The 25,229-nt window shown below is 70.1% G+C and carries 18 protein-coding genes and 2 rRNA genes; 9 read left to right on the top strand and 11 right to left on the bottom strand.

All coding sequences use genetic code 11. The features are described 5' to 3' along the window. Positions 1-383 precede the first annotated feature (383 nt). Entirely contained in the window at positions 384-941 is a 558-nt protein-coding gene (locus OG393_RS20165; RefSeq protein WP_327378490.1) for a DJ-1/PfpI family protein, read from the top strand. 77 nt (positions 942-1,018) lie between these two features. On the opposite strand, the gene OG393_RS20160 is transcribed toward OG393_RS20165, so the two are convergent. After that, positions 1,019-1,690 carry an HAD family hydrolase gene (locus OG393_RS20160; protein WP_327376065.1) on the bottom strand — a complete coding sequence of 224 codons (672 nt, stop codon included), beginning with the start codon at positions 1,688-1,690 and terminating at the stop codon, positions 1,019-1,021. Between the two features lie 101 nt (positions 1,691-1,791). Then, positions 1,792-2,298, bottom strand: a complete 507-nt coding sequence (locus tag OG393_RS20155; RefSeq protein ID WP_327376064.1) for a DUF6912 family protein — start codon at positions 2,296-2,298, stop codon at positions 1,792-1,794. A gap of 334 nt (positions 2,299-2,632) precedes the next feature. Between OG393_RS20155 and OG393_RS20150 the strand changes: the two genes are divergently transcribed. Continuing rightward, complete coding sequence (locus OG393_RS20150; RefSeq protein WP_327376063.1) at positions 2,633-3,184, top strand: Rv3235 family protein; 552 nt, start codon at positions 2,633-2,635, stop codon at positions 3,182-3,184. 57 nt (positions 3,185-3,241) lie between these two features. Here OG393_RS20150 and secA read toward each other — a convergent pair whose 3' ends face one another. Then, entirely contained in the window at positions 3,242-6,055 is a 2,814-nt protein-coding gene (gene secA, locus OG393_RS20145) for a preprotein translocase subunit SecA (RefSeq protein WP_327376062.1), read from the bottom strand. 240 nt (positions 6,056-6,295) lie between these two features. Here secA and OG393_RS20140 point away from each other — a divergent pair, with 240 nt between their 5' ends. Further along, positions 6,296-6,877 carry a GNAT family N-acetyltransferase gene (locus tag OG393_RS20140; RefSeq protein ID WP_327376061.1) on the top strand — a complete coding sequence of 194 codons (582 nt, stop codon included), beginning with the start codon at positions 6,296-6,298 and terminating at the stop codon, positions 6,875-6,877. Positions 6,878-6,907: 30 nt separating this feature from the next. Further along, on the top strand, positions 6,908-8,071 hold the full coding sequence (locus OG393_RS20135) for a winged helix-turn-helix domain-containing protein (protein WP_327376060.1): 1,164 nt from the start codon (positions 6,908-6,910) through the stop codon (positions 8,069-8,071). A gap of 127 nt (positions 8,072-8,198) precedes the next feature. On the opposite strand, the gene OG393_RS20130 is transcribed toward OG393_RS20135, so the two are convergent. From OG393_RS20130 to mtrA, 6 genes are all read right to left on the bottom strand, one after another. Then, positions 8,199-8,954 carry a response regulator transcription factor gene (locus OG393_RS20130; protein WP_327376059.1) on the bottom strand — a complete coding sequence of 252 codons (756 nt, stop codon included), beginning with the start codon at positions 8,952-8,954 and terminating at the stop codon, positions 8,199-8,201. Positions 8,955-9,155: 201 nt separating this feature from the next. After that, complete coding sequence (gene hpf, locus OG393_RS20125) at positions 9,156-9,836, bottom strand: ribosome hibernation-promoting factor, HPF/YfiA family (protein WP_442817426.1); 681 nt, start codon at positions 9,834-9,836, stop codon at positions 9,156-9,158. A 344-nt stretch (positions 9,837-10,180) separates the two neighbouring features. Next, positions 10,181-10,993, bottom strand: coding sequence for a ComF family protein (locus OG393_RS20120; RefSeq protein WP_327376058.1), 813 nt, complete (start codon positions 10,991-10,993; stop codon positions 10,181-10,183). A gap of 100 nt (positions 10,994-11,093) precedes the next feature. Continuing rightward, complete coding sequence (locus OG393_RS20115) at positions 11,094-12,866, bottom strand: LpqB family beta-propeller domain-containing protein (protein ID WP_327378488.1); 1,773 nt, start codon at positions 12,864-12,866, stop codon at positions 11,094-11,096. A 181-nt stretch (positions 12,867-13,047) separates the two neighbouring features. Beyond that, a complete protein-coding gene (gene mtrB / locus OG393_RS20110; RefSeq protein WP_327376057.1) occupies positions 13,048-15,057 on the bottom strand; it encodes an MtrAB system histidine kinase MtrB in 2,010 nt (669 codons plus the stop codon). Position 15,058: 1 nt separating this feature from the next. Then, entirely contained in the window at positions 15,059-15,736 is a 678-nt protein-coding gene (gene mtrA, locus OG393_RS20105; RefSeq protein WP_053727253.1) for a two-component system response regulator MtrA, read from the bottom strand. A 509-nt stretch (positions 15,737-16,245) separates the two neighbouring features. On the opposite strand from mtrA, the gene OG393_RS20100 reads away from it, so the two are divergent. Genes OG393_RS20100 through OG393_RS20080 form a run of 5 tightly spaced genes read left to right on the top strand, consistent with a single transcriptional unit; the run spans position 16,246 to position 21,680 of the window. Continuing rightward, complete coding sequence (locus tag OG393_RS20100; protein WP_327376056.1) at positions 16,246-17,454, top strand: DUF7544 domain-containing protein; 1,209 nt, start codon at positions 16,246-16,248, stop codon at positions 17,452-17,454. A gap of 4 nt (positions 17,455-17,458) precedes the next feature. Then, positions 17,459-18,154, top strand: a complete 696-nt coding sequence (locus OG393_RS20095) for a DUF4129 domain-containing protein (RefSeq protein ID WP_327376055.1) — start codon at positions 17,459-17,461, stop codon at positions 18,152-18,154. Then, entirely contained in the window at positions 18,151-19,356 is a 1,206-nt protein-coding gene (locus tag OG393_RS20090) for a DUF4350 domain-containing protein (RefSeq protein WP_327376054.1), read from the top strand. The genes OG393_RS20095 and OG393_RS20090 overlap by 4 nt, the downstream gene beginning before the upstream one ends. Continuing rightward, positions 19,353-20,354 carry an AAA family ATPase gene (locus OG393_RS20085; RefSeq protein ID WP_327376053.1) on the top strand — a complete coding sequence of 334 codons (1,002 nt, stop codon included), beginning with the start codon at positions 19,353-19,355 and terminating at the stop codon, positions 20,352-20,354. The genes OG393_RS20090 and OG393_RS20085 overlap by 4 nt, the downstream gene beginning before the upstream one ends. Positions 20,355-20,366: 12 nt before the next feature. Further along, entirely contained in the window at positions 20,367-21,680 is a 1,314-nt protein-coding gene (locus OG393_RS20080; protein ID WP_327376052.1) for a DUF58 domain-containing protein, read from the top strand. A 140-nt stretch (positions 21,681-21,820) separates the two neighbouring features. Here the strand turns inward: OG393_RS20080 and rrf are convergent. Next, positions 21,821-21,937 (bottom strand): 5S ribosomal RNA (rrf, locus tag OG393_RS20075). An 80-nt stretch (positions 21,938-22,017) separates the two neighbouring features. Next, positions 22,018-25,138 (bottom strand): 23S ribosomal RNA (locus OG393_RS20070). Between the last annotated feature and the right edge of the window lie 91 nt (positions 25,139-25,229).

The raw sequence follows: 25,229 nt of genomic DNA, 5'->3' as shown, positions 1-25,229 counted from the left end.
GACGTCGGTGGAAGAAAGGACACAACGCCACGACGCGGGGCTACCGGTCGGAGTCGACGTTATGCCGCGATGAGAGATGTCCGAGCCGGTATCGGCCAACCTGGGCGAGGCGCCCGGACGGAGAAGAACAGCGAACGCCGTGTCGGCCCGGCCGCCGGAGCGGACCGGGCGAAGGCCGGGGGCTTCGCTGCCCCCACGGCGTATCGCGCTGATCACGGGAAAAGCCTATCGCTTGCCACCCCCGGACCGTCATGGTCCGTATGTGTACAAAAGACGGGGTGGAAGTTTGACGTTATGGACAGCGACACATGTCCTCTTGGCAGAACGGGGCGGCGCGGGAAGTGTGTACCGCGGGCACCATCGATGTCTGGGATCTGGGAGTCGTGATGGCGAAGATCTTGATCGTGACCGGTGACGCGGCGGAATCGCTGGAGGTCATGTACCCGTACCAGCGGCTGCTGGAGGAGGGATACGAGGTGCACATCGCGGCGCCGGCGCGCAAACGGCTGCGGTTCGTGGTGCACGACTTCGAGCCGGGCTACGACACGTACACCGAGAAGCCCGGGTACACCTGGCCTGCCGACCTGGCCTTCGACGAGGTCGACCCGGGCGACTACCTGGCGGTGGTGGTCCCGGGCGGCAGGGCGCCGGAGTACCTCCGCAACGACCCGGAGCTCCGCAAGATCCTCAAGTCCTTCTTCGACGCGGACAAGCCGGTGGCCCAGATCTGCCACGGTCCGCTGCTGACGGCGGCGATCGGGGGACTGGAGGGTCGCCGCGTGACGGCCTACCCCGCGCTGGAGCTCGACATGCAGGCGGCGGGCGCGACCTTCCAGGACACCGAGGCGGTCGTGGACGGCTCCCTGGTCTCCTCCCGCGCCTGGCCGGACCACCCGGCCTGGATGCGGGAGTTCCTGAAGGTCCTGCGCGAACGGGGCTGAGACAGGGCGGGTGGCCTCTGACCGGGCGGTCACGCCCTGGCACGCACGCTGCCGGCCGAAGGCCACCCGACAGGCTCTCAGCGCAGCTCCTCCGCCACCGCGACCGCCTCCGCGAGGGAGTCCACCACCGGCACCCCCACCGCCTCCAGGCTGGTCCGGCTGTGCGAACCGCCGGTGTACAGGACCGCCCGCGCACCCACGTGGGCCGCCGCCCGGGCGTCGTCCGCCGCGTCCCCGATGACGACGATCCGCTCCGCGGGGACGTCGCCGAGGGCCGTCAGATGCCGCACCATGTGCGCCGTCTTGCCCTCCGTCGAGGAACCGACCCGGCCGTCGACCCGGACGAAGCGCTGCTCGATCCCGTGCCGGCGCACCAGCGGCACCAGCTCCACGTGCGGCGCGAGGGAGAGCAGCGACTGGGTGTGGCCGGACTCCTGCCGCGCGGCCAGCAGCTCCGCCGCACCGGCCGTCAGCCCGCAGCCTTCGGCCCGCTGCCAGTAGTGCCGGTGGAAGACGACGTCCATCACTTCCCACTCGGCGTCGGTCGGCAGCCGCCCCATCAGCCGCTCGTAGAACTTCGGCACCGGCACCATGTAGAGATCGCGGTAGCGGGCGAGTGTGATCGGCTCCAGGCCCAGTTCCGCGAAGGCCGCGTTCGTCGCGCCGATGACGGCGTGGATGTCGTCGAGCAGGGTCCCGTTCCAGTCCCAGACCAGATGCCTGCCGTGCCGCGCTCCGTGCTTCCCCATGCGACGACGGTACCGGCAGCCGCCGACAAGGGGCAGGGGCGCCGAGTACCGCCGGGCCCGCCCGGCCCGGCCCCCGGGGGACGGGCACCCGTCGGCGGCGCTCAGCCCAGAAGTCCGGGGATCTCCTGGATGCCGAACCACAGCAGTTCGTGGTCCTCCGCGCCGTCCACGGTGAACTGTGCGTCGTCGTCGCCCAGGTCCGCCGCCCCGAGCGCGTCCGCCGCGGCCGAGACGTCCGGCTCGGCGTCGTCGGCGTCGGCGTGCACCGCCGCGGCCTCGGCGAGCGCGACGGGCCGGGCGATCCGCACCTCGCCGAGCGAACTCGCGTCCAGCCCCCGGTCCGGGTCGACGACCGCGTCCTTGTCCGGCACGTCGACGGCGACGACGATCCGGCGCCGCGCGGCCGAGGGGTCGCCCGCGAGCAGCCGCAGCGAGGCGGCGGCGGCCCGGCTGAGGGCCGCGTACTCGAGCTCCTCGATGTCGTCGGAGACGTACCACTCGCGCAGGGCGGGGGTGACGGCGAAGGCGGTCAGCGGGCCGGGACCCAGCTCGCCCGCCTTGTGCGCCTCTGCGAGACCGGGAAGGGTCAGGGGGACGTACACGCGCATGGCTCGGCCGCTTTCGTAGGGGGAGACGCCCTCAGGCCGGGTGTCCTCGGGCCGGGCGTGACCGCACGGCCGGAGGACACCCGACAGGCTCCCAGGATACGTCCGGAGTACCCCTTCGGGGTGTCCGGTCGTCTCCTCGGCGGTCCACCCGGGACATACCCCGGACCCGCGCTCGCGGGCGGCGCCGAGCCGTCGCTCACTCTGATAGGTGAACCCGCCGGTCGGCCGCTCGGCCGCCCCGCCGCCTTGCGACCGCGCCGATCGCCCCCGTACAAGATCCCCAACAGAAGTTACCGCCCGGTAGTCGATCGGGCGCGAGGGAACGGGAACGCCCATGGACACCACCGCCACGACGACCTCCCCCACCGCACCGGCCCGCACCCCCGAGGCGGCCACCACCCGGCCCCGGACCCCGCGCCCCCGCACGGCTCCCCGCGGCTCCGCCGGCACCGGCCCGCGCGGCCGGGCCGGCACCCGCCCGGCCGTCCCCGCACAGGTCCCCGCGGTGCCCTGCGCGCTGCCGCCGCACACGATGTTCGCCGAGCGCCTGCTCGCCGTCCTGAGCGGCGACCGGCCCGTCCACTGGATGCTCGGCCAGACCGTCGGCGCGGCGTACGAGCAGCTCGTCCGGCTGGCCCCGCAGACGCCCCTGAGGTCCGTCGGCTCCCGGCCCGTGCTGCGCCGCTGCGCGGTCCATCCGCCCCGGCCGGGAGTGGTCGAGGCGTTCGCGAGTATCGCGACCGGCGAGCGGATCAGGGCGATGGCCTTCCGCCTGGAGCGCGGCGCGGACGGCCGCTGGCGCTGCGCCGCCGTCGAGCTGGACGGACTCCACGCGCGGGTGCCGGCCCAGTCGCGCTCCGGCCGGGCGGGTGCCGGGCGGGCATGACGAAGGGCCGGGCACCCTCGGGTACCCGGCCCACACGCCGTACGGACCGTGCCGCGACTACTTCTTGCGACGGCGACCGCCGCCACCGCTCTTCTGCGCCTTGCGGCGCTCCGCGCGGGTCATGCCGCCACCCTCGCCCTGGACGTCGTCGCTGACGAAGTCGCCCTCGACGATGCTGCCCTCGCCGTCCACCTTGGGGGCGGAGAAGTGGAGACGGTCCGGCCGCTGCGGGGCGTCGAGGCCCTTGGCCCGGATCTCCGGACGGCCGGCCCCGGCCGGAACCGCGTCCTGCTTGTCGAGCGACGGCACCGCGTCCTGCACCGGGACCTCCTCGACCTGCTGCTCGACCTGGACCTCCAGGTTGAACAGGTAGCCGACGGACTCCTCCTTGATGCCCTCCATCATGGCGGTGAACATGTCGAAGCCCTCGCGCTGGTACTCGACCAGCGGGTCCTTCTGCGCCATGGCGCGCAGGCCGATGCCCTCCTGGAGGTAGTCCATCTCGTAGAGGTGCTCGCGCCACTTGCGGTCGAGCACGGACAGCACCACACGGCGCTCCAGCTCACGCATGATGTCCGAGCCGAGCGACTTCTCACGGGCGTCGTACTGCTCGTGGATGTCGTCCTTGACGGACTCGGCGATGAACTCGGCGGTGATGCCCGCGCGGTCGCCGGCCGCCTCCTCCAGCTCCTCCACGGTGACCTTCACCGGGTAGAGCTGCTTGAAGGCGGTCCACAGGCGGTCGAGGTCCCACTCCTCCGCGAAGCCCTCGGCGGTCTCCTGGCGGATGTAGTCGTCGATCGTGTCGTCCATGAAGTGCTGGATCTGCTCGTGCAGGTCCTCGCCCTCCAGGACGCGGCGACGCTCGCCGTAGATGACCTCGCGCTGACGGTTGAGGACCTCGTCGTACTTCAGGACGTTCTTACGGGTCTCGAAGTTCTGCGTCTCGACCTGCGACTGCGCCGAGGCGATCGCGCGCGTCACCATCTTGTTCTCGATCGGCACGTCGTCCGGCACGTTGGCCATGGCCATGACCCGCTCGACCATCTGGGCCTTGAAGAGGCGCATCAGGTCGTCGCCGAGGGAGAGGTAGAAACGGGACTCGCCCGGGTCGCCCTGACGGCCGGAACGACCGCGCAGCTGGTTGTCGATGCGCCGCGACTCGTGGCGCTCGGTGCCGAGGACGTAGAGCCCGCCGAGATCCTTGACCTCCTCGAACTCCGCCTTGACCGCCAGCTCCGCACGCTCCAGGGCGCCCGGCAGGGCCGCCGCCCACTCCTCGACGTGCTCGACCGGGTCCAGCCCCGCCTGGCGCAACTCCGCCTCGGCCAGGTCGTCCGGGTTGCCGCCGAGCTTGATGTCGGTGCCTCGGCCGGCCATGTTGGTGGCGACGGTCACAGCGCCCTTGCGGCCGGCCTGGGCGACGATCGTCGCCTCACGGTCGTGCTGCTTGGCGTTGAGGACCTCGTGCTGGATGCCGCGCTTGGACAGCTGCTGGGAGAGGTACTCGGACTTCTCGACCGACGTCGTACCGACGAGGATCGGCTGGCCCTTCTCGTGCTTCTCCGCGATGTCGTCGACGACCGCGTCGAACTTCGCGACCTCGGTCCGGTAGATCAGGTCCGACTGGTCCTTGCGGACCATGGGCTTGTTCGTCGGGATCGGGACGACACCGAGCTTGTAGATCTGGTGGAACTCGGCGGCCTCGGTCATGGCCGTACCGGTCATGCCCGAGAGCTTGTCGTAGAGGCGGAAGAAGTTCTGCAGGGTGATCGTGGCGAGCGTCTGGTTCTCGTCCTTGATGTCCACCCCTTCCTTCGCCTCGATCGCCTGGTGCATGCCCTCGTTGTAGCGGCGGCCGGCGAGGATACGGCCGGTGTGCTCGTCGACGATCATGACTTCGCCGTCGATGACGACGTAGTCCTTGTCGTTCTTGAAGAGCTCCTTGGCCTTGATGGCGTTGTTCAGGTACCCGACGAGGGGGGTGTTCACCGACTCGTAGAGGTTGTCGATGCCCAGCCAGTCCTCGACCTTGGCGACACCGGACTCGTGGATGCCGACCGTGCGCTTCTTCTCGTCGACCTCGTAGTCGCCGGTCTCCTCGATGCCCTTGAGCGGGTTTCCGGCCTCGCCCCTGGTGAGGCGGGTGACCAGCTTGGCGAAGTCGCCGTACCACTTGGTGGCCTGGTCGGCCGGACCGGAGATGATCAACGGCGTACGGGCCTCGTCGACCAGGATCGAGTCGACCTCGTCGACGCAGGCGAAGTTGTGGCCGCGCTGGACGAGCTCCTCCTGGGACCACGCCATGTTGTCGCGCAGGTAGTCGAAGCCGAACTCGTTGTTCGTGCCGTACGTGATGTCACAGCCGTACTGCTCGCGGCGCTGCGCGGGCGTCATGTTGGCGAGGATGCAGCCGACGTTCAGACCCAGGAACTTGTGAACGCGGCCCATCAGCTCGGAGTCGCGCTCGGCCAGGTAGTCGTTGACCGTGATCAGGTGCACGCCCTTGCCGGAGAGCGCGTTCAGGTAGGCCGGGAGCGTGCCGACGAGGGTCTTGCCCTCACCGGTCTTCATCTCGGCCACGTAGCCGAGGTGGAGCGCGGCACCACCCATGAGCTGGACGTCGTAATGGCGCTGGCCGAGGACGCGCTTGGCGGCCTCGCGGACGGTCGCGAAGGCCTCGGGGAGCAGGTCGTCGAGGCTCTCACCGTCGGCGTACCGCTGCCTGTACTCCTCGGTGAGCGCCCGCAACTCGGCGTCGGAGAGGTTGACGAAGTCCTCTTCGATGGAGTTGACCTGGTCCGCGATGCGGTGCAGTTTGCGCAGGATCTTGCCTTCGCCTGCACGCATGAGCTTGTTGAAGACGGACACTGAGGCTGGTCTCCTTGCCGGTCGGGCCTGGCACTGGGTCGTGTGATGGACTCGGGCGCGGGCACGGCAGGTGGTCCCCACCGCAACGGCCATCGTAAGCGAGACCGCCGCCGCCCCGGGAGGCCCGCGGTGCCGGAGGGCCACTGTCGCCCGGAAAGACAACGCACGAGGGGGGTGGAAGGTGCCGCCAGGCCCGAAAAGTGCTCGCTTCGAGGCGTCCCGCCGACGAAGAATCCGCCCATGGAGCCGCTCACCCTCACCACGGACCGCCTGACACTGCGCACCTTCGTCCCGCAGGACACCGACGAGGTCTTCGCCGTCTGCCAGGACCCCGGCATCCAGCGCTGGACCACGGTGCCCTCGCCCTACACCCGGCAGGACGCCCACGACTTCCTCACCCACGTGGTCCCGGTCGGCTGGCGCGACGACACCGAGTACAACTTCGCCGTGCGGGCCCACGCGGGCGGCCCGATCCTGGCGGCGGCGGGCCTCCACCACCCTCGGTCGGGCTGCTGGGAGGTCGGCTTCTGGGCCGCCAGGGAGCACCGCGGGCGCGGCTTCGTGACCGAGGCGGTCCTCGCGCTGGCCCGCTGGGCCTTCACGGACCTGGCCTGCGTCCGTCTGGAGTGGCGGGCCGAGGTCGGCAACGCGGGTTCCCGGGCGGTCGCCGAGAGGGCCGGTTTCACGGTCGAGGGCGTGCTCCGCGCGGGCCTGCCGCACCACGGCACCCTGCGGGACGCCTGGGTCGGCTCGCTGCTCCCCTCGGACCTCGGGCTGCCGGGCCCGATGCCCCACCTGCCGGCGCCGCGGAACACCGGATGACTGTCGGTGCCGCCCTCTAGGGTGCGGACCATGACGACTGTGCCGCCGCCCGCCGCCGAACTGTCCGCCGACGACGCCCGCCGGATCGCGCTGCGCGCGCAGGGATTCCTGGGCGCGCCCGACCGCCGCGCCGGCGTCCGGGGCATGCTGCGACGCCTCGGACAGGTCCAGCTCGACACCATCTCCGTCCTGGCCCGTTCGCACGAGCTGATCCCGTACGCGCGTCTGGGCGCGGTGGGCCGCTCCACCGTCGAGGACGCCTACTGGACCGAGACGCACGCCTTCGAGTACTGGTCGCACGCGGCCTGTGTCCTGCCGGTGGAGGAGTGGCCGCACTTCGCCTTCCGTCGCCGTGCCTACCGCGACCGGCCCCACTGGCACCACCGGCTGCCGGACGGCGCGTACGACGCGGTGGTGCGGCAGTTGCGCGCCGAGGGCCCGCAGACGGCGACCCAGCTGGGCGGCGCGAAGAACAAGGGCGAGTGGTGGGACTGGTCGGAGTCGAAGATCGCCGTGGAGCGCGCGCTGATGTACGGCGAGGTGGTCTGCACCGAGCGCCGGGGCTGGAAGCGGGTCTACGACCTGGCGGAGCGGGCCATCCCGGACGCCCTGCTCCACGACGACATGGATGACGCCGAGTGCGTGCGGCGGCTGGTCCGGCAGGCCGGCGAGGCGCTGGGCGTCGGCACCCGCGCGGACATCGCCGACTACCACCGGATCAAGGGCGAGCAGTTCGACGCCGTGGTCGAGGCCGCCGGACTGGTGCCGGTCACCGTCGCGGGCTGGGCCAAGCCCGCCTGGGCCGATCCGGCGGCGCTGGCGGCCGAGCCGCGCGGCCGGCACCGGACGACGCTGTTGTCGCCCTTCGACTCGCTGATCTGGGAGCGGGCCCGCACGGAGCGGATCTTCGGCTTCACCCACCGGCTGGAGGCGTACGTGCCGAAGCAGAAGCGGGTGCACGGCTACTTCGCCATGCCGCTGCTGGCCGGCGGCAGGCTGCTGGGCCGGGTGGACCCGGCGCGGGAGGGCCGGACGCTGGTGGCCAGGCAGGTGTCCGTGGACTCCTCGAAGGCGATCGGGCCGATGGCGCGGGCCCTGCGGGAGGCGGCCGAGTGGGTGGGCTGTGATGCCGTGCGGATCGAGCGGGCGGACGGGCCCTCGGTGGCCGCGGAGCTGACGGCCGCGCTCGGCTGACGGCCGCGCTCGGCTGACGGCCGCGCTTGGCTGACGGCCGCGCTTGGCTGTCGGGCCCGGAGCGTGACGGGCCCGGGAGCCTGACGGGTGGCCCCGGGGTGGGAGGGACCGGCCGCCCGGGTCCGCCTCACCTGATCTCGAGGATCTTCTCCCGCATCGCGTAGACGACCGCTTCCATGCGGGAATGCAGCTGGAGTTTCTCCAGAATGTTGCGGACGTGGTTCTTCACGGTGTTCTCGGAGATGAACAATTCCTTGGCGATGTCCCGGTTGTTCATTCCGGTCGCGACCAGCTTGAGGACTTCGAGCTCCCGGTCGGTCAGCCGGGGCGCGGGCACGAGCCGACGCTCGTCCGTCCGCTGGATCATCGATTTGAACTCGGTGAGGAGTTTGGACGCCATCGAGGGGCTGATCTGCGACTGGCCGTCGGCGACCGCGCGGATGGCGGTGGCCACCTCGTCGGTGGAGATCTCCTTGAGGAGGTAGCCGGTCGCGCCCGCCTTGATCGCGTCGTAGAGGTCCGCCTCCTCGTCGCTGATCGTCAGCATGATGATCTTCGCGCTGGGGGCCACCTCCTTGATGGAGGTGCAGGCTTCGATGCCGCCGCGCTTGGGCATTCGGACGTCCATCAGCACGATGTCGGGCAGGAGATCGGCGGCCTTGTCGACCGCTTCCGCCCCGTCTCCCGCCTCGCCCACGACCTGGATGTCCTCCTCCTGGGCGAGGACGATCTCCAGTCCGCGCCGGAAGAGGGCGTGGTCGTCCACCACGAGGACCCTGATCGGCTCCGCCCGACGTGCGTCGGTGTCCGAATCCGATCCCTCCGGGGTGGCCGCCCGGTCGGGCTCCCGCCCGCCCTGCACCGGCCCGAAGCTGTGCGCCATCGTTCCTCCCCCTGAGGCCGTGGCCTGAAGTCGTGGTCGGTCCTCCAACCGCTGCTCACGAAGCACCGGTTGGCGTGCACGACATAGTTTCATGCCCGGGCGGCGATGCGGTGATCCCGTGGTGTCGCGGGGGTGCCCCTGGGGGCGCGCGGGGCGCTCCAGGGGCACCTTGGGGACAGTCGGGTGTGGCGCGGCCGAGGGTCAGCCGCCCAGGGCACCACCGGCGCCGCCGCCCTCTGCGAGCGGGTCGCTCTCCAGGTGGATGACGCCGTAGTCGTACGCGTGTCGCCGGTAGACGACACTCGGCTGCTTGTTGTCGGAGTCGACGAACAGATAGAAGTCGTGCCCGACCAGCTCCATCTCGTAGAGAGCCTGGTCGAGGGTCATCGGGGCGGCCTTGTGGGTCTTCTCCCGGACCACCAGCGGTCCCTCGCCCTGGACTTCGATCGAACCCATCATCGTGGTGGGTACCTTGCCCGACTCCTCACTCACCAGCTCGCCGTTGCCGTTGAGCTGGGCGACTCCCGGCACCACGTCTGCGACCTCGGCCGCCGAGAGCCTGCCGTTGCCACGGCGGGTGTATCGCTTGTCGTGCTGCTTGCGCAGTCGTGCCTCGAGCTTGTCGCTCGCGAGGTCGAGTGCCGCGTACGGGTCGCCTGCTGCCGCCTCCGCCCGGATCACCGGGCCTCGGGAGTGGAGGGTGATCTCCACGCGGTCGGACCGGTCGGCCTGCCGCGGGTTGTGCTCCTTGGACACCTCGACGTCGAGGCTGATCACCTTGCCGTCGAGCTTCTGGATCTTCTCCAGCTTCAGCTTCTCGGCCACGTGCTTGCGGAACCGCTCGGGCACCTCGGTCTTGCGGCCCTTGACGACGATGTCCACGCAGAACTCCGTTCCCGGATCGCCCGGATCGGCTCCTTGGCCGCCGGGCATCTCCCTTTGCACCAGAACCCCGGTGTTCACCGGAGTCTCGGACTTGGCGACTTTCACCTCCTCCTCCCCAGTCGGCAAGATCCCCACCCCACCAACCTGAGGTTGATTCGCCCTGAACTCCTGTCCTGGAGGCGCACCCGTGCATTCGGCGAGGCCATGGCGTTCGCCATTCCTCACAACCGAACATAGCTCTTTCGGACGGGTGTCGGCACCCGCTGCAGCCACATACCTCCGTACGGGTGTTTCCACCTCTCATCACCTGCAACGATGCAGGTTCCCCGCCAGTTCCGGTTTCATTCGAACGACGAGAGAGAAGAAGCGACCACCGCCGCCGCCGGGGGGCCGTGCCGTCCCCTCACCGCGTCGCCCGCGCACGGGGGCGCGGTGAACGGGGGGTGGACGACGGCCGGTGGATGCCGACGTCCGGCGGACGGTGGACCCGGGCGTACGGCAGTCGGCGGGCGTACGGCGCCGACCACGCGCGCCGCCTCGGCCAGCGAGGCGCCCGTGGTCATCAGATCGTCCACCAGGACCACCCGTCCGGCCGCCAGCAGCCGCGCCCCGCCCGGCACGAGCTCCAGCGCACCGGCCAGGTTGGCGAACCGGCCCCGCGCGCCGAGCTGCGACTGGTCGGCGACGGGGCGGCCGTGGCGCAGGACCGGGACCACCCGGGCGGCTCGCCCCGCCCGCCGCAGCCGCCCGGCCGCGGCGAGCGCGATCCGCCGGGTCGGATCGTGGCCACGTGCCCGTACGGCGCGTCGTGACGAGGGCACCGGCACGAGGAGCAGCGGAACCGGCCCGAAAGCCTCACAGGGCGCGGCAGCCGCCTCCACGGCACCTGCCAGCGCGACGCCGAGGGGCCGGGCGAGCGCCAGCGCGCCCCGCTCCTTGTGGGCCAGGAGCAGGGAGCGCACGGGGCCCGCGTAGGGGGCGGCCGCGTACACCTCCGGCAGCCCGGCGGGCGCGGGCCGGGGCAGCACCCCGCGCGGTCCGGACCCCGTCAGCTCCGCCTCGCACGCCGGGCACACCTGCTCGCGCGGTCCGCCGCAGCCCGCGCAGGAGACCGGCAGCACCAGCCCGGTCGTCTCCCGCCACCACCCCCGCATGGCTCCACTGTCCTCCCGGGCGACCGCTCGGGGCCACCCCTGTGGACGACGGCCGGACCGGGGACGCCTGGACCCGTGCCCGGGGTCCGGCGCACGCGGATCAGCCCGGGTAGACGGGCGAGGTCCCGAGGGCCTTGCCCAGGCGCTGCCAGTTCGCGCCGGGAACCAGGCGCACGATGCCGTCGTTGCCCGAGTCCGCCACGACCGGGGACCGGTCGTCGTTCGGCGCGGCCACCGCCGTCACACCGTTGAGACCGGGCAGCAGCGAGGACGAGGAGGTGGCGCCGTCGGTCTGGAGGTACCGGACCTGCTGCACCCCGCCGGCTTCCTTGCCGACCACGATCAGCCGGCTCGGACCGGCCCAGGACACGGCCGTGACCGTCTCCATGCGCGGGGCCACGCGCTGGAGCTCGTCGACGGAGACGGTCTGCTGGGTCCCGCCGCCCTCGCGCACCACCCGTCCGATGTGGAGCGTGGTGCGGCCGTCCCCGCCCTTGAGCAGCAGCGCCATCCGGACACCGTCGGCGGAGACCCGCATCGCCTCCACCCGGACGCCGTCCGACAGCCAGGGCGCGGAGACCTCGATCCGCTCCCCGCTGCCGTCCGGCACCATCCACAGGCGCGGCCGGACGGGGTTGCGGTCGGCGACCCAGAGATCGCCGCGGCCGTCCCAGGTCGGTGCCGAGAGCCGGTCCTCGGGACGCGCGGCGTTGCTCGTGACGACCGCGGGGCGCAGTTCCTCGTCGGAGACGATGGACGCGACCCGCAGTTCGCGGCCCTCCTTGGCGACGCCGGCCGCCCGGCTCTCGTCGCGGTTCACGGCGACCGACCGGAGCGGCACGGTGCCCTTGCCGAAGGGCCCGGGGGTGGCCTGCGGTTCCTCGGCCTCCTTGCCGCCCACCAGCAGCGTCATGAGCTTGCCTCGCTCGTCGACGAAGAACGGGTTCTCGGGCCGGTCGGAGGCCGGGACGGCGGCGAACTCGTCCTGCGCCTGCCGCTTGCCCAGCGCGCACAGCGACCTTCCGTCGTCTCCCTGCAGCTCCACCCGCTCGACGCGTACGGACGTCAGGTCGCCGAGCGTGAACAGGAGCTGCCCCGCCATGCGCCGGCACACCTCCGGGCTCACCCGGTCCGCCTTGCCGTTGAGCGGCACCTTCAGCGAGGACTGGTCGTCCGGGGCGAGCGCGGTGACGTCCTCCTTCAGCTGCGTGCCGGAGGGGAAGCGGGACACGACGGCACGGTCCAGCCAGCTCGACGGTCCTTCGAGCAGTGCCTTGATCGTCTGCGTCACCGGGTCCATCCGGGTGATGGGGTCCTGCCGCTGGCGGATGTAGACCGGGTCGGCGACGACCCAGTCCTCCCCCGAGGCGAAGTAGTACTTGTTGACCGACCGGTAGTTCCGCTGGAAGTCGGCTTCGCTGAGCACCAGCCCGTCCGGCAGGTGGTCGATGCGCCATTCCTTGTCCTTGCCGTCCTCCGCGGGCTGCTGCACCACGTGGATGGCGTCCTGGAACTCGGCGCCGTCGGTCGGCTTGTAGGCGTGGTACTCGTTCACGGTCGCCACTGTCCTTCCCTTGATCGGGAAGGAGCGGCCGTGGTTCTCCGGATCGGTGATGTCGACGGCCTGTCCGCGGTCCGGGGCGGTGGCGAGCACCGTGATGTTCGCCTCCGGCTTCCAGTCCCGCGCGGCCTGTTCCGTCAGGTACTTCCGTGCCGTGGCGAAGCCGGGGTCGTCACTGGTCATGGCCTCCAGGAAGCCGTCGACGATCTCGTCCGGGTCCGCGTTCTCGCGCGGCTGCACGGCGTAGACCCGGACCTGTGAGTCGCCCAGACCGGCGGCCTTCACGCTCTCCACGTCCCCGGTGTCGGGCATCGTGGCGCACCCGGCGACCAGCAGACCGCCGCAGGCGAGCAGCACGCTCGTCCGGGCGCGTCGCCCCGCGCGAACGGGTGCCCGCGACCGGCCCCGCGCGGTCCCGCGGGCGAACGGGAGCGTCTCGCGCCCCGTCCTCGTCTCCGGGTGCCCGTCGGCCCGGTGCCGCTCGTCTCGGGAATCAGCGCCCACGTCGTCCGTCCTCCCCCTCGGCGTTCGTCGACGCCATCGCCTCTCCGCCGCCGCTCTCGCCGGTGGGGCGGGCCACCACCCGTGCGCCGCTGCCCGGCAGGGCGGTCGGGTCCGCGGTGGCGCGCGGCGCCCCGGGCATCCGCGGCGGTACGGGCAGGGCGGCCCGGTCCCCGGCGTGCTGCACGGGCACCGATGTCAGGCGCGTTCCGGTCTCCTGCGGCTGCCCGGAGGCGGCCTGCTCGCGGTTGCGCCGTGAGTCCTCGGGTTCCAGCGGTATCGGCGATCCGCGCAGCGGCTCGTCGGCCGTCCGGGGCAGGGTCAGCCGGAACTGGGAGCCCCCGCCCGGCTCGCCCCATGCCTGGAGCCAGCCGCCGTGCAGCCGGGCGTCCTCCACGGCGATGGACAGGCCCAGGCCGGTACCGCCGGTGGTCCGCGCGCGTGCCGGGTCGGCGCGCCAGAAGCGGTTGAAGACCCGGGTCGCCTCGCCGGGCTTGAGCCCCACGCCGTAGTCGCGCACGGCGACCGCGACGGCCCCGCCCGCGGCGGCGAGCTTGACCACGACGTCCCGGCCCTCGCCGTGCTCGACCGCGTTGACGACGAGGTTGCGCAGCACGCGTTCGACGCGGCGGGCATCCGCCTCGGCCACGACCGGCTGCTCGTCGCCGACGACGACGATCCGCCCGCCCTTGCGCTCCGCTAGCGGCTCGGCGCCGCCGATCACCCGGCGGACGACCTGACGCAGATCGATCGGCTCGGCCTCCAGGGCCGCCGCGCCCGCGTCGAAGCGGCTGATCTCCAGCAGGTCGGCGAGGAGGGACTCGAAGCGGTCGAGCTGGTCGCCGAGCAGTTCCGCGGAGCGCGCGGTGACCGGGTCGAAGTCGACACGGGCCTCGTGGATGACGTCGGCGGCCATGCGCACGGTGGTCAGCGGCGTCCGCAGTTCGTGCGAGACGTCGGAGACGAAACGGCGCTGCATCCGCGAGAGGTCCTCCAGCTGCTGGATCTTGTGCTGGAGGTTCTGCGCCATCTTGTTGAAGGCTTCACCGAGCCGGGCGATGTCGTCCTCGCCGGTGACCTTCATGCGTTCCTGGAGCCGGCCGGCCGAGAGTCGCTCGGCGATCCCGGCCGCCATGCGCACCGGGGTGACCACCTGGCGCACCACGAGCCAGGCGATGGCGCCGAGGAGCACCACCACGAACAGGCCGGCGGTGGCCAGCGTGCCCTTCACCAGGGCGAGGGAGTCGCCCTCCTGGCTGAGCGGGAAGAGGTAGTACAGCTCGTACTGGTTCCCCTCGGCGTCGTTGAGCCGCTTGCCGACCACCAGACCGGGCTCGGAGTGCTTGCCGCCGGTGTAGTGGATCCGTGTGTACGTCTGGAAGGTGCCCGTCCCCTGCGCCACGGAGTACCGCAGTTCGGCGGGAATGCTGGTGACCGGGTCGACCTCGCCGGAGGCGCGGGCGCCGCGGCTCGCGGTCCCCTCCGACTGTTCCAGGGAGAGCGCCACGACGTTGAAGGCGCTCTGGCCGCCGCTGGCGAGCTGTTCGACCAGGGTGGAGCGCCAGTTCACGGACGCGCCGGCCCGTCCGCCGTCCGGCTCACCGGGGACGGAGGGGGTGGTGGCCGCTTTGTCCTGGGCGGCGGAGAAGCCGCCGGCGGCTTGGCTCTGGGCGGCCCTCTCCTTGGCGTCGAGCAGGCCGTTGCGCACCTGGCCGATGACGACGAGGCCGAGCAGCAGCACCACGCCGAGGGACATCAGGAGGGTGCCCGCGACCACCCGTAGCTGGATGTTGCGGCGCCACAGTCTTACCGCCGGCAGCAGCGGGCGGCGGATCCAGCGGGTGAACAGCCGGAGCAGGGGGCCACTCGGCGCTCCGTCCTGGAGGAGTCGTCCTCCGTGGAGCAGACGGCCGAATCGCGAGCCCCCCCGCCTCGGTCCGGCAGTCCGCCCCGTCCGGACCCCCGGTTCGCCGGGCTTCGGAGCAGTACTGCCTATGCTCATGTCAGCTCGGCCCCGCCTTGTAACCGACGCCTCGGACGGTCACCACGATCTCCGGCCGCTCCGGGTCCTTCTCGACCTTGGAGCGCAGTCGCTGGACGTGCACGTTCACCAGCCGGGTGTCGGCCGCGTGGCGGTAGCCCCAGACCTGCTCCAGCAGGACCTCGCGGGTGAACACCTGCCACGGCTTGCGGGCCAGCGCGACGAGCAGGTCGAACTCGAGCGGGGTCAGGGCGATGGACTGCCCGTCCCGCTTCACGGAGTGACCGGCCACGTCGATGACGAGGTCACCGATGGCGAGCTGCTCCGGCGCGGGCTCCTCCGACCGTCGCAGCCGCGCCCGGATACGGGCGACGAGCTCCTTCGGCTTGAACGGCTTGACGATGTAGTCGTCGGCCCCGGACTCCAGTCCCACCACCACGTCGACGGTGTCGCTCTTGGCCGTCAGCATGACGATGGGCACACCCGACTCGGCCCTGATGAGCCTGCACACCTCGATGCCGTCCCGTCCGGGCAGCATCAGGTCCAGCAGCACCAGGTCCGGCTTGGCGTCACGGAATGCGGCGAGCGCCTTGTCACCGTCCGCCACGAACGACGGCTCGAAGCCCTCACCTCGCAGCACGATCCCGAGCATCTCGGCCAGTGCGGTGTCGTCATCGACGACGAGAACGCGTCCCTTCATATCGACATCATCCCATTTCCGTATCAGTCTCAAGGCGGCTGGTGAGATAGCTCACTGACCAGCGTCGACGTCCGTGATCGTCACCGGCGGCCGCCCTGGCGCGTGTGGTCACTGATGCCGGGCGTGGTGATGTCACCCCCGTAGCCGCCCTGAACCGTACCCCGGCCGCCCTTCCGCCGCCCATAGCCGCATGACCTCGCGGTTCGACGATCTTCGGCCGGAAGCCCACCCGCCGGGCGGGGACGGCGGGTGCGTCGCCGGCACGCCGTCCACCCGTGAGACGCGGCCCGGCGGCGTCGCGACGGCCCGGCCCGGCGGCCCCGCTGTCGAGGGACCCTCCCGGCCCGGCCGGGGTCGGCGTCGTCCTCCGGCGCCGGTCCGCGGGCGGGACCCGCGTGGCACGATGGCTCACGGTCGGCCGCCGGGACGGAAACCCCGGGCCGGACGGCCACCGAAACCGCGCCGGCTCGCCGATCCGGCCCCGCGACCATTCCTCGAGGTGGACGACCGTGAACGACACTCCGGGCTGGACCTCGCCCGGGTCCGCTCCCGCCGACGACCAGGACGGTGCCGGGGTACCCCGGCCGGCCGAGCCTGTCGACGCGAACGGCTCCGTCCCGCAGTGGTCCAAGGACCAGCCGCCAGCGGGCCAGTGGTCCGCGCCGAGCGGCTCCGCCCCGGGCCACGCCCCCACGCCTCCGCCGCCCGGTCCCGGCTGGGGAGGACCTCCCCAGCCCGGCCAGTGGGGCAGGCCACCGGCCGCCAAGCCCGGCGTGATCCCGCTGCGCCCGCTCGGCCTGGGCGAGATCCTCGACGGCGCCGTGTCGACCCTGCGCGCCTACTGGCGCACCGTGCTGACCGTCTCCGTGACCGTCGCGGTGATCTCCCAGACCGCCGACGTCCTGACGCAGCGCTACCTCACGCAGGCCCCACCGACGATCGACCCGAACGCGACACCCGCGGAGGCACTCGACCAGTCCCTGGCGTCCATGCGGGCCGCCCTGATCGACACGGTGCCCGCACTGCTGATCATGATCATGACCAGTCTCGTCTGCGCCGCCCTGCTCACCGTCGTGATCAGCCGCGCGGTCCTCGGCCGCCCGGTCACGGTGGGCACGGCCTGGCGGGAGGCCCGACCCCGGCTGCTCCAGCTGTTCGGACTGACGCTGCTCCTGCCGCTGATGAGCGTGGTGATCATGTGCGTCGGCCTGCTGCCCGGACTGCTCATCGGCGACGCCGGCGGCTACGCGCTCGCCACCCTCGGCGGTCTGGCCGGACTGGTCGCCGTCGTCTGGCTGATGGTCCGTTTCAGTCTCTCCTCCCCCGCCCTGATGCTGGAACGCCAGGGTGTCATCCGGTCACTCAAGCGCTCGGCCAAACTGGTCCAGGGCTCCTGGTGGCGCATCTTCGGCATCACGCTGCTGACGCAGCTGCTGCTCCTCATCGTCGCGATGGTCATCTCGATCCCGTTCGCCGCTGTCGCCCTCATCGCCGACGGCGGCTTCGGCCACTTCCTCGACGACCCGGGCGCCGCGACCACCGGATGGTCGTTCCTCCTCATCACCGGAGTCGGCGGCGTGATCACCAACGCGGTGATCTATCCGATCTCCGCCGGAGTGACCGTGCTCCTCTACGTCGACCAACGGATCCGCCGCGAGGCGCTGGACCTCGAACTCGCCCGCGCCGCCGGCGTTCCCGGCTACACCTCCGGGGGCTGACGGGGTGACGGCCACGGGGGGCGCGTCCGTCGCGCGGTTCACGATCCGCGCCGACGGCGTTCCGGTGGACATCCCCCGCGACCCCGCCCGGGAGGCGGCGGAGCGGGAACTGTCCCGACGGATCTATCACGAGCACGATCCCAGCATGCTCGAACGCGGTCTCGACCGCTTCTGGGACTGGGTCGGCGAGCTGTTCGACCAGGCGTCGGGAGCCTCCCTCGGCGGGGTCCCGGGCCTGCTCGTCCTCGCCCTCCTCGTCCTCGCCCCGCTCGGCGCGCTGTGGTGGCGGCTCGGCACTCCCCACCGTGCCGTCCCCGCCGGGGACTCGCTCTTCCAGGACGGTCCGCGCACGGCCGGAGCACACCGGTCGGCCGCCGACCGGCACGCGACCGCCGGCCGCTGGAACGAGGCGGTCCAGGAGCGGATGCGGGCCATCGTCCGCTCGCTGGAGGAACGCGCCCTGCTCGCCCCCCGTCCGGGCCGGACCGCCGACGAGGCGGCAGCGGAGGCGGGTCGTGCGCTTCCCACCCGCGCCGACGAACTGCGCTCCGCCGCCCGCGCCTTCGACGACGTCACCTACGGCGGCCGCACGGCCGACGAGGCCGCGTACCGCCGCGTCGAGGAGCTGGACGGTTCCCTGGAACGGACCCGCCCCTCCCTTGACTCTCTCGATCCCGGCGCGACAGGGGCCGCCGGGTGAACCGTCCGCGCACCAGCGCCACCTCCGCCTCCCTCACCCCCCGCCAACTGTGGTCGCGGGCCCGCGGTGTGCTCCTCGTCCTCGCCCTGGTCCTGATCGGTGGGCTCACCCTGGCGACCGTCCGGTCCGCCGGACCGCAGGGCCTGCTCGACCCTCGGTCCGCCGCCCCGGACGGCAGCCGCGCGGTCGCCGAGATCCTCAGGGCCCAGGGCGTCACGCTCCGCGTCACGACCACGCTCGACGAGGCCACCGCGGCGACCGGCGACGACACCACACTTCTCGTCACGGCACCGGACCTGCTGACCGGCTCTCAGCAGGTCACCCTCCACGGGGCCATGGGTGGCTCCGCGGGCCGCACCGTCCTCGTCGGCGCCGGCGAGGCATCGGTCCCGGTGCTGGCCCCCGGGGTCGCCTCCGCCACCAGCGTGCCGGTGCGGAGCCGCGCCCCCGACTGCTCCCTGCCCGGCGCCGCCCGCGCCGGCAGCGCCGACCTCGGCGGTGAGCGCTACAGCGCGGGGGAGCTCGCGTCCGACTCCTGCTATCGCGCCGACGGTCTGCCGACCCTGGTCTCGCTCACACGCCCCGGCGCCGGCGACACGGTACTCGTCGGCTCCCCCGACATCTTCCGCAACGACCGCCTCGCCCAGCGCGGCAACGCCTCGCTGGCCCTGCACCTTCTCGGCTCCCGGCCTCATCTCGTCTGGTACCTCCCTTCGCCACACGACGCCTCCGCCGTGGACGACGCGTCCGGAGACAGCCCCACCGGCGGCTTCCTCTCCCTCATCCCGGCGGGCTGGCTCTGGGGCGCCCTGCAGCTCGCCGTCGCCGCGGTCCTCGCCGCCGTCTGGCGTGCCCGCCGGTTCGGAGCCCTGGTGACCGAGCCCCTTCCGGTCGTCGTCCGGGCCTCCGAGGCCACGGAGGGCCGAGCCCGCCTCTACCGCAAGGCCAAGGCCCGCGACCGAGCGGCCTCCGTCCTGCGCACCGCGACCCGTGACCGGATAGCGCCGCTGCTGGGCGTCCCCGCCCGGGAACACTCCCCCGAGGTACTGCTCCCCGCGCTCTCCGCCCGCCTCGCCGCAACCACCGGAGACACGGCGCCCTTCCGCGAACTGCTCTTCGGCCCGGCTCCCGCCGACGACACCGCCCTCGTCCGTCTGGCGGACGACCTCGACGCCCTCGAAAGAGAGGTACGCGCCTCATGAGCGCCCCGACCCCCGCGCCCCCTACGACCCCTACGACCCCTACGACCTCGGACGGCGCCCGGTCGTCCCTGGAGGCCCTGCGCACCGAGATCGCGAAGGCCGTGGTGGGCCAGGACCCCGCCGTCACCGGACTCGTCGTCGCCCTACTCTGCCGAGGGCACGTCCTGCTCGAGGGCGTCCCCGGTGTCGCCAAGACCCTGCTGGTCCGTGCGCTCGCCGCCGCTCTCGACCTCGATACCAAGCGCGTTCAGTTCACCCCCGATCTGATGCCGAGCGACGTGACCGGTTCACTCGTCTACGACTCCGGCACCGCCGCCTTCTCCTTCCAGCCGGGCCCGGTCTTCACCCATCTGCTGCTCGCCGACGAGATCAACCGCACCCCTCCCAAGACGCAGTCCGCTCTGCTGGAGGCGATGGAGGAGCATCAGGTGACCGTGGACGGGACACCCCGCCCGCTGCCCGACCCCTTCCTCGTCGCCGCGACGCAGAACCCCGTCGAGTACGAGGGCACCTACCCCCTACCCGAGGCCCAGCTCGACCGCTTCCTGCTCAAACTGACGGTCCCGCTTCCCTCACGTGAGGACGAGATCAGCGTCCTCGGCCGCCACGCGGACGGCTTCGACCCGCGTGACCTCCGCGCCGCCGGCGTCCGCCCGGTCGCCGGGCCCGCCGAACTCGGGGCCGCCCGCGACGCCGTCGCCAAGACCACGGTCTCTCCCGAGATCACCGGCTATGTCGTCGATATCTGTCGTGCCACGCGTGATTCCCCCTCGCTCGCCCTCGGCGTCTCCCCCCGAGGTGCCACCGCCCTGCTCTCCACCGCCCGCGCCTGGGCCTGGCTGACGGGCCGGGACTACGTCACCCCGGACGACGTGAAGGCCCTCGCCCTGCCCACCCTGCGTCATCGCGTCCATCTGCGTCCCGAGGCGGAGATGGAGGGCGTCACAGCCGACTCCGTCATCACCTCGGTACTCGCTCACGTCCCCGTACCCCGTTGAGGACGGCATCCCATGGCCCTCACCGGACGTACCGCACTCCTCGCCGCCCTCGGGTCGCTTCCCGTCGGTGTCCTCGCCCCCAGCTGGGCGGGGATTCTCGCGGTCAACGCACCCCTCTCCCTCGCAATTCTGTGCGACTACGCGTTGGCCGCGCCAGTGCGAACGCTCCGGTTCACCCGAAGTGGTGACACAAAGGTTCGACTGGGTGACGAGGCCGAGGTGCATCTGACGGTGGCCAACCCGTCGCGTCGCCGGCTGCGCGCCCAGCTGCGTGACGCCTGGCCTCCGAGCGGTGGGGCATCCGGAGCGGAGCGGGCCGGGGCTCGTCCGCCGCTTACGGTTCCGGCGGGTGAGTGGCGCCGGACGACCACGGTCCTGCGGCCCTCCCGCCGGGGCGACCGCCGGGCGGAGCGGGTCACCGTGCGCTCCTTCGGCCCGCTGGGTCTGGCCGCCCGCCAGGGCCGGCACGAGGTTCCGTGGACGGTGCGCGTCCTGCCCGCTTTCGCCAGCCGGCGGCATCTGCCGTCCCGGCTGGCGCGGCTCCGTGAACTCGACGGCCGTACGTCCGTGCTCTCCCGTGGGGAGGGTACGGAGTTCAACAGTCTGCGCGCGTACGTGCCGGGGGACGATGTCCGCTCCATCGACTGGCGGGCTACCGCACGGCAGGCCACGGTCGCCGTGCGTACCTGGCGCCCCGAGCGTGATCGGCACGTCCTGATCGTCCTCGACACCGGCCGTACCTCGGCGGGTCGTGTCGGTGACGTGCCACGGCTGGACGCGGCGATGGACGCCGCCTTGCTCCTCACCGCTCTCGCCTCCCGCGCGGGCGACCGGGTGCACCTGCTGGCCCACGACCGCGGTGTCCGTGCCCAGGTGCTCGGCAGGTCGGCGGGCGACGTCCTGCCCGCTGTGGTCGATGCCCTGGCTACTCTGGAGCCGGAGCTCGTGGAGACGGATACGCGCGCGCTGGCGGCCACCGCGCTGGCCCAGGCACCGCGGCGTTCGCTGCTGGTGTTGCTGACCGGCCTGGACGCGGCCCCGGTCGAGGAGGGGCTGCTCCCTGTGCTGCCGCGGCTCGTCCAGCGGCACACGGTCCTGGTGGCCTCGGTTGCGGACCCTCACACCGCTCGCATGGCGGCGGAGAGCCGGGGCACGCCGGAGGGTGTGTACACGGCTGCCGCGGCGGCTCAGGACCAGGCCCAGCGTCGTCGCACGGCGGACCGGCTGCGCCGGTACGGGGTCACGGTCGTGGACGCCGGCCCGGACGATCTCGCTCCGGCGCTGGCGGACGCGTATCTCGCGTTGAAGGCCGCCGGCCGGCTCTGATCGCGTGGTCCTGGGTGCACGCTCGTCCAGCCATGCCAGAGCCCTGTGGCCTGGCCTACGCGGTTGTGTCGTAACGGGCCCTGAACGCGAAAATGCCTCAGTCCCCGGGACACGAGGTCCGGGGACTGAGGCTAAAAATTGTTCGGCGGCGTCCTACTCTCCCACAGGGTCCCCCCTGCAGTACCATCGGCGCTGAAAGGCTTAGCTTCCGGGTTCGGAATGTAACCGGGCGTTTCCCTAACGCTATGACCACCGAAACACTATGAAGAAAACAAACTCCAGCCAGCAAAAAGGCGAGTTCGTTACTTCAGAACTAACACAGTGGACGCGAGCAACTGAGGACAAGCCCTCGGCCTATTAGTACCGGTCAGCTCCACCCATTACTGGGCTTCCACATCCGGCCTATCAACCCAGTCGTCTACTGGGAGCCTTACCCTCTCAAGGAGGTGGGAATACTCATCTCGAAGCAGGCTTCCCGCTTAGATGCTTTCAGCGGTTATCCCTCCCGAACGTAGCCAACCAGCCATGCCCTTGGCAGGACAACTGGCACACCAGAGGTTCGTCCGTCCCGGTCCTCTCGTACTAGGGACAGCCCTTCTCAATATTCCTACGCGCACAGCGGATAGGGACCGAACTGTCTCACGACGTTCTAAACCCAGCTCGCGTACCGCTTTAATGGGCGAACAGCCCAACCCTTGGGACCGACTCCAGCCCCAGGATGCGACGAGCCGACATCGAGGTGCCAAACCATCCCGTCGATATGGACTCTTGGGGAAGATCAGCCTGTTATCCCCGGGGTACCTTTTATCCGTTGAGCGACGGCGCTTCCACAAGCCACCGCCGGATCACTAGTCCCGACTTTCGTCCCTGCTCGACCCGTCGGTCTCACAGTCAAGCTCCCTTGTGCACTTACACTCAACACCTGATTGCCAACCAGGCTGAGGGAACCTTTGGGCGCCTCCGTTACTCTTTGGGAGGCAACCGCCCCAGTTAAACTACCCATCAGACACTGTCCCTGATCCGGATCACGGACCGAGGTTAGACATCCAGCACGACCAGAGTGGTATTTCAACGGCGACTCCACCATGACTGGCGTCACAGCTTCAAAGTCTCCCACCTATCCTACACAAGCCGAACCGAACACCAATATCAAACTGTAGTAAAGGTCCCGGGGTCTTTCCGTCCTGCTGCGCGAAACGAGCATCTTTACTCGTAGTGCAATTTCACCGGGCCTATGGTTGAGACAGTCGAGAAGTCGTTACGCCATTCGTGCAGGTCGGAACTTACCCGACAAGGAATTTCGCTACCTTAGGATGGTTATAGTTACCACCGCCGTTTACTGGCGCTTAAGTTCTCAGCTTCGCAACCCCGAAAGATCACTAACCGGTCCCCTTAACGTTCCAGCACCGGGCAGGCGTCAGTCCGTATACATCGCCTTACGGCTTCGCACGGACCTGTGTTTTTAGTAAACAGTCGCTTCTCGCTGGTCTCTGCGGCCACACCCAGCTCAGAGTGCAAGACTCATCACCAGACATGGCCCCCTTCTCCCGAAGTTACGGGGGCATTTTGCCGAGTTCCTTAACCATAGTTCACCCGAACGCCTCGGTATTCTCTACCTGACCACCTGAGTCGGTTTAGGGTACGGGCCGCCATGAAACTCGCTAGAGGCTTTTCTCGACAGCATAGGATCATCCACTTCACCACAATCGGCTCGGCATCAGGTCTCAGCCTTAACGTGCGACGGATTTACCTATCACACGGCCTACACCCTTACCCCGGGACAACCACCGCCCGGGCTGGACTACCTTCCTGCGTCACCCCATCGCTTACCTACTACCACCTTGGATCAGCGGCTCCACCACTTCCCTTCACCCGAAGGATCCAGGACGGCTTCACGGCCTTAGCATCAATGGGCTCGATACTGGGCGTTTCAAAGCGGGTACCGGAATATCAACCGGTTGTCCATCGACTACGCCTGTCGGCCTCGCCTTAGGTCCCGACTTACCCTGGGCAGATCAGCTTGACCCAGGAACCCTTAGTCAATCGGCGCACACGTTTCTCACGTGTGTATCGCTACTCATGCCTGCATTCTCACTCGTGAACCGTCCACAACTCGCTTCCGCGGCTGCTTCACCCGGCACACGACGCTCCCCTACCCATCACAGTCCCCGTTGGGGGTACATACTGCAATGACACGACTTCGGCGGTACGCTTGAGCCCCGCTACATTGTCGGCGCGGAATCACTTGACCAGTGAGCTATTACGCACTCTTTCAAGGGTGGCTGCTTCTAAGCCAACCTCCTGGTTGTCTCTGCGACTCCACATCCTTTCCCACTTAGCGTACGCTTAGGGGCCTTAGTCGATGCTCTGGGCTGTTTCCCTCTCGACCATGGAGCTTATCCCCCACAGTCTCACTGCCGCGCTCTCACTTACCGGCATTCGGAGTTTGGCTAAGGTCAGTAACCCGGTAGGGCCCATCGCCTATCCAGTGCTCTACCTCCGGCAAGAAACACACGACGCTGCACCTAAATGCATTTCGGGGAGAACCAGCTATCACGGAGTTTGATTGGCCTTTCACCCCTAACCACAGGTCATCCCCCAGGTTTTCAACCCTGGTGGGTTCGGTCCTCCACGAAGTCTTACCTCCGCTTCAACCTGCCCATGGCTAGATCACTCCGCTTCGGGTCTTGAGCGTGCTACTCAAACGCCCTATTCGGACTCGCTTTCGCTACGGCTTCCCCACACGGGTTAACCTCGCAACACACCGCAAACTCGCAGGCTCATTCTTCAAAAGGCACGCAGTCACGACATACAAGCAAGCTTGCATGCGACGCTCCCACGGCTTGTAGGCACACGGTTTCAGGTACTATTTCACTCCGCTCCCGCGGTACTTTTCACCATTCCCTCACGGTACTATCCGCTATCGGTCACCAGGGAATATTTAGGCTTAGCGGGTGGTCCCGCCAGATTCACACGGGATTTCTCGGGCCCCGTGCTACTTGGGTGTCTCTCAAACGAGCCGTCAATGTTTCAGCTACGGGGGTCTTACCCTCTACGCCGGACCTTTCGCATGTCCTTCGCCTACATCAACGGTTTCTGACTCGCCTCACAGCCGGCAGACTGTGAAAGAGAGATCCCACAACCCCGCATGCGCAACCCCTGCCGGGTATCACACGCATACGGTTTGGCCTCATCCGGTTTCGCTCGCCACTACTCCCGGAATCACGGTTGTTTTCTCTTCCTGAGGGTACTGAGATGTTTCACTTCCCCTCGTTCCCTCCACATGCCCTATGTGTTCAGGCATGGGTGACAGCCCATGACGACTGCCGGGTTTCCCCATTCGGAAACCCCCGGATCAAAGCCTGGTTGACGGCTCCCCGGGGACTATCGTGGCCTCCCACGTCCTTCATCGGTTCCTGGTACCAAGGCATCCACCGTGCGCCCTTAAAAACTTGGCCACAGATGCTCGCGTCCACTGTGTAGTTCTCAAGCAACGACCAGCCACCCATCACCCCGTCGACAAGCAACAGGTTCACTGGGGCCGGCATC

Source organism: Streptomyces sp. NBC_01216, from assembly GCF_035994945.1.
GTDB lineage: Bacteria > Actinomycetota > Actinomycetes > Streptomycetales > Streptomycetaceae > Streptomyces.
This window is presented reverse-complemented; position numbering and strand designations above follow the sequence as displayed.

Bases quoted from the DNA above. Each gene is read 5' to 3' on its own strand.
- OG393_RS20160 (WP_327376065.1), bottom strand. From the start codon at position 1,690: ATGGGGAAGCACGGAGCGCGGCACGGCAGGCATCTGGTCTGGGACTGG.
- OG393_RS20155 (WP_327376064.1), bottom strand. From the start codon at position 2,298: ATGCGCGTGTACGTCCCCCTGACCCTTCCCGGTCTCGCAGAGGCGCAC.
- OG393_RS20150 (WP_327376063.1), top strand. From the start codon at position 2,633: ATGGACACCACCGCCACGACGACCTCCCCCACCGCACCGGCCCGCACC.
- OG393_RS20140 (WP_327376061.1), top strand. From the start codon at position 6,296: ATGGAGCCGCTCACCCTCACCACGGACCGCCTGACACTGCGCACCTTC.
- OG393_RS20135 (WP_327376060.1), top strand. From the start codon at position 6,908: ATGACGACTGTGCCGCCGCCCGCCGCCGAACTGTCCGCCGACGACGCC.
- OG393_RS20130 (WP_327376059.1), bottom strand. From the start codon at position 8,954: ATGGCGCACAGCTTCGGGCCGGTGCAGGGCGGGCGGGAGCCCGACCGG.
- OG393_RS20120 (WP_327376058.1), bottom strand. From the start codon at position 10,993: ATGCGGGGGTGGTGGCGGGAGACGACCGGGCTGGTGCTGCCGGTCTCC.
- OG393_RS20115 (WP_327378488.1), bottom strand. From the start codon at position 12,866: ATGCCCGACACCGGGGACGTGGAGAGCGTGAAGGCCGCCGGTCTGGGC.
- mtrB (WP_327376057.1), bottom strand. From the start codon at position 15,057: ATGAGCATAGGCAGTACTGCTCCGAAGCCCGGCGAACCGGGGGTCCGG.
- mtrA (WP_053727253.1), bottom strand. From the start codon at position 15,736: ATGAAGGGACGCGTTCTCGTCGTCGATGACGACACCGCACTGGCCGAG.
- OG393_RS20085 (WP_327376053.1), top strand. From the start codon at position 19,353: ATGAGCGCCCCGACCCCCGCGCCCCCTACGACCCCTACGACCCCTACG.
- OG393_RS20080 (WP_327376052.1), top strand. From the start codon at position 20,367: ATGGCCCTCACCGGACGTACCGCACTCCTCGCCGCCCTCGGGTCGCTT.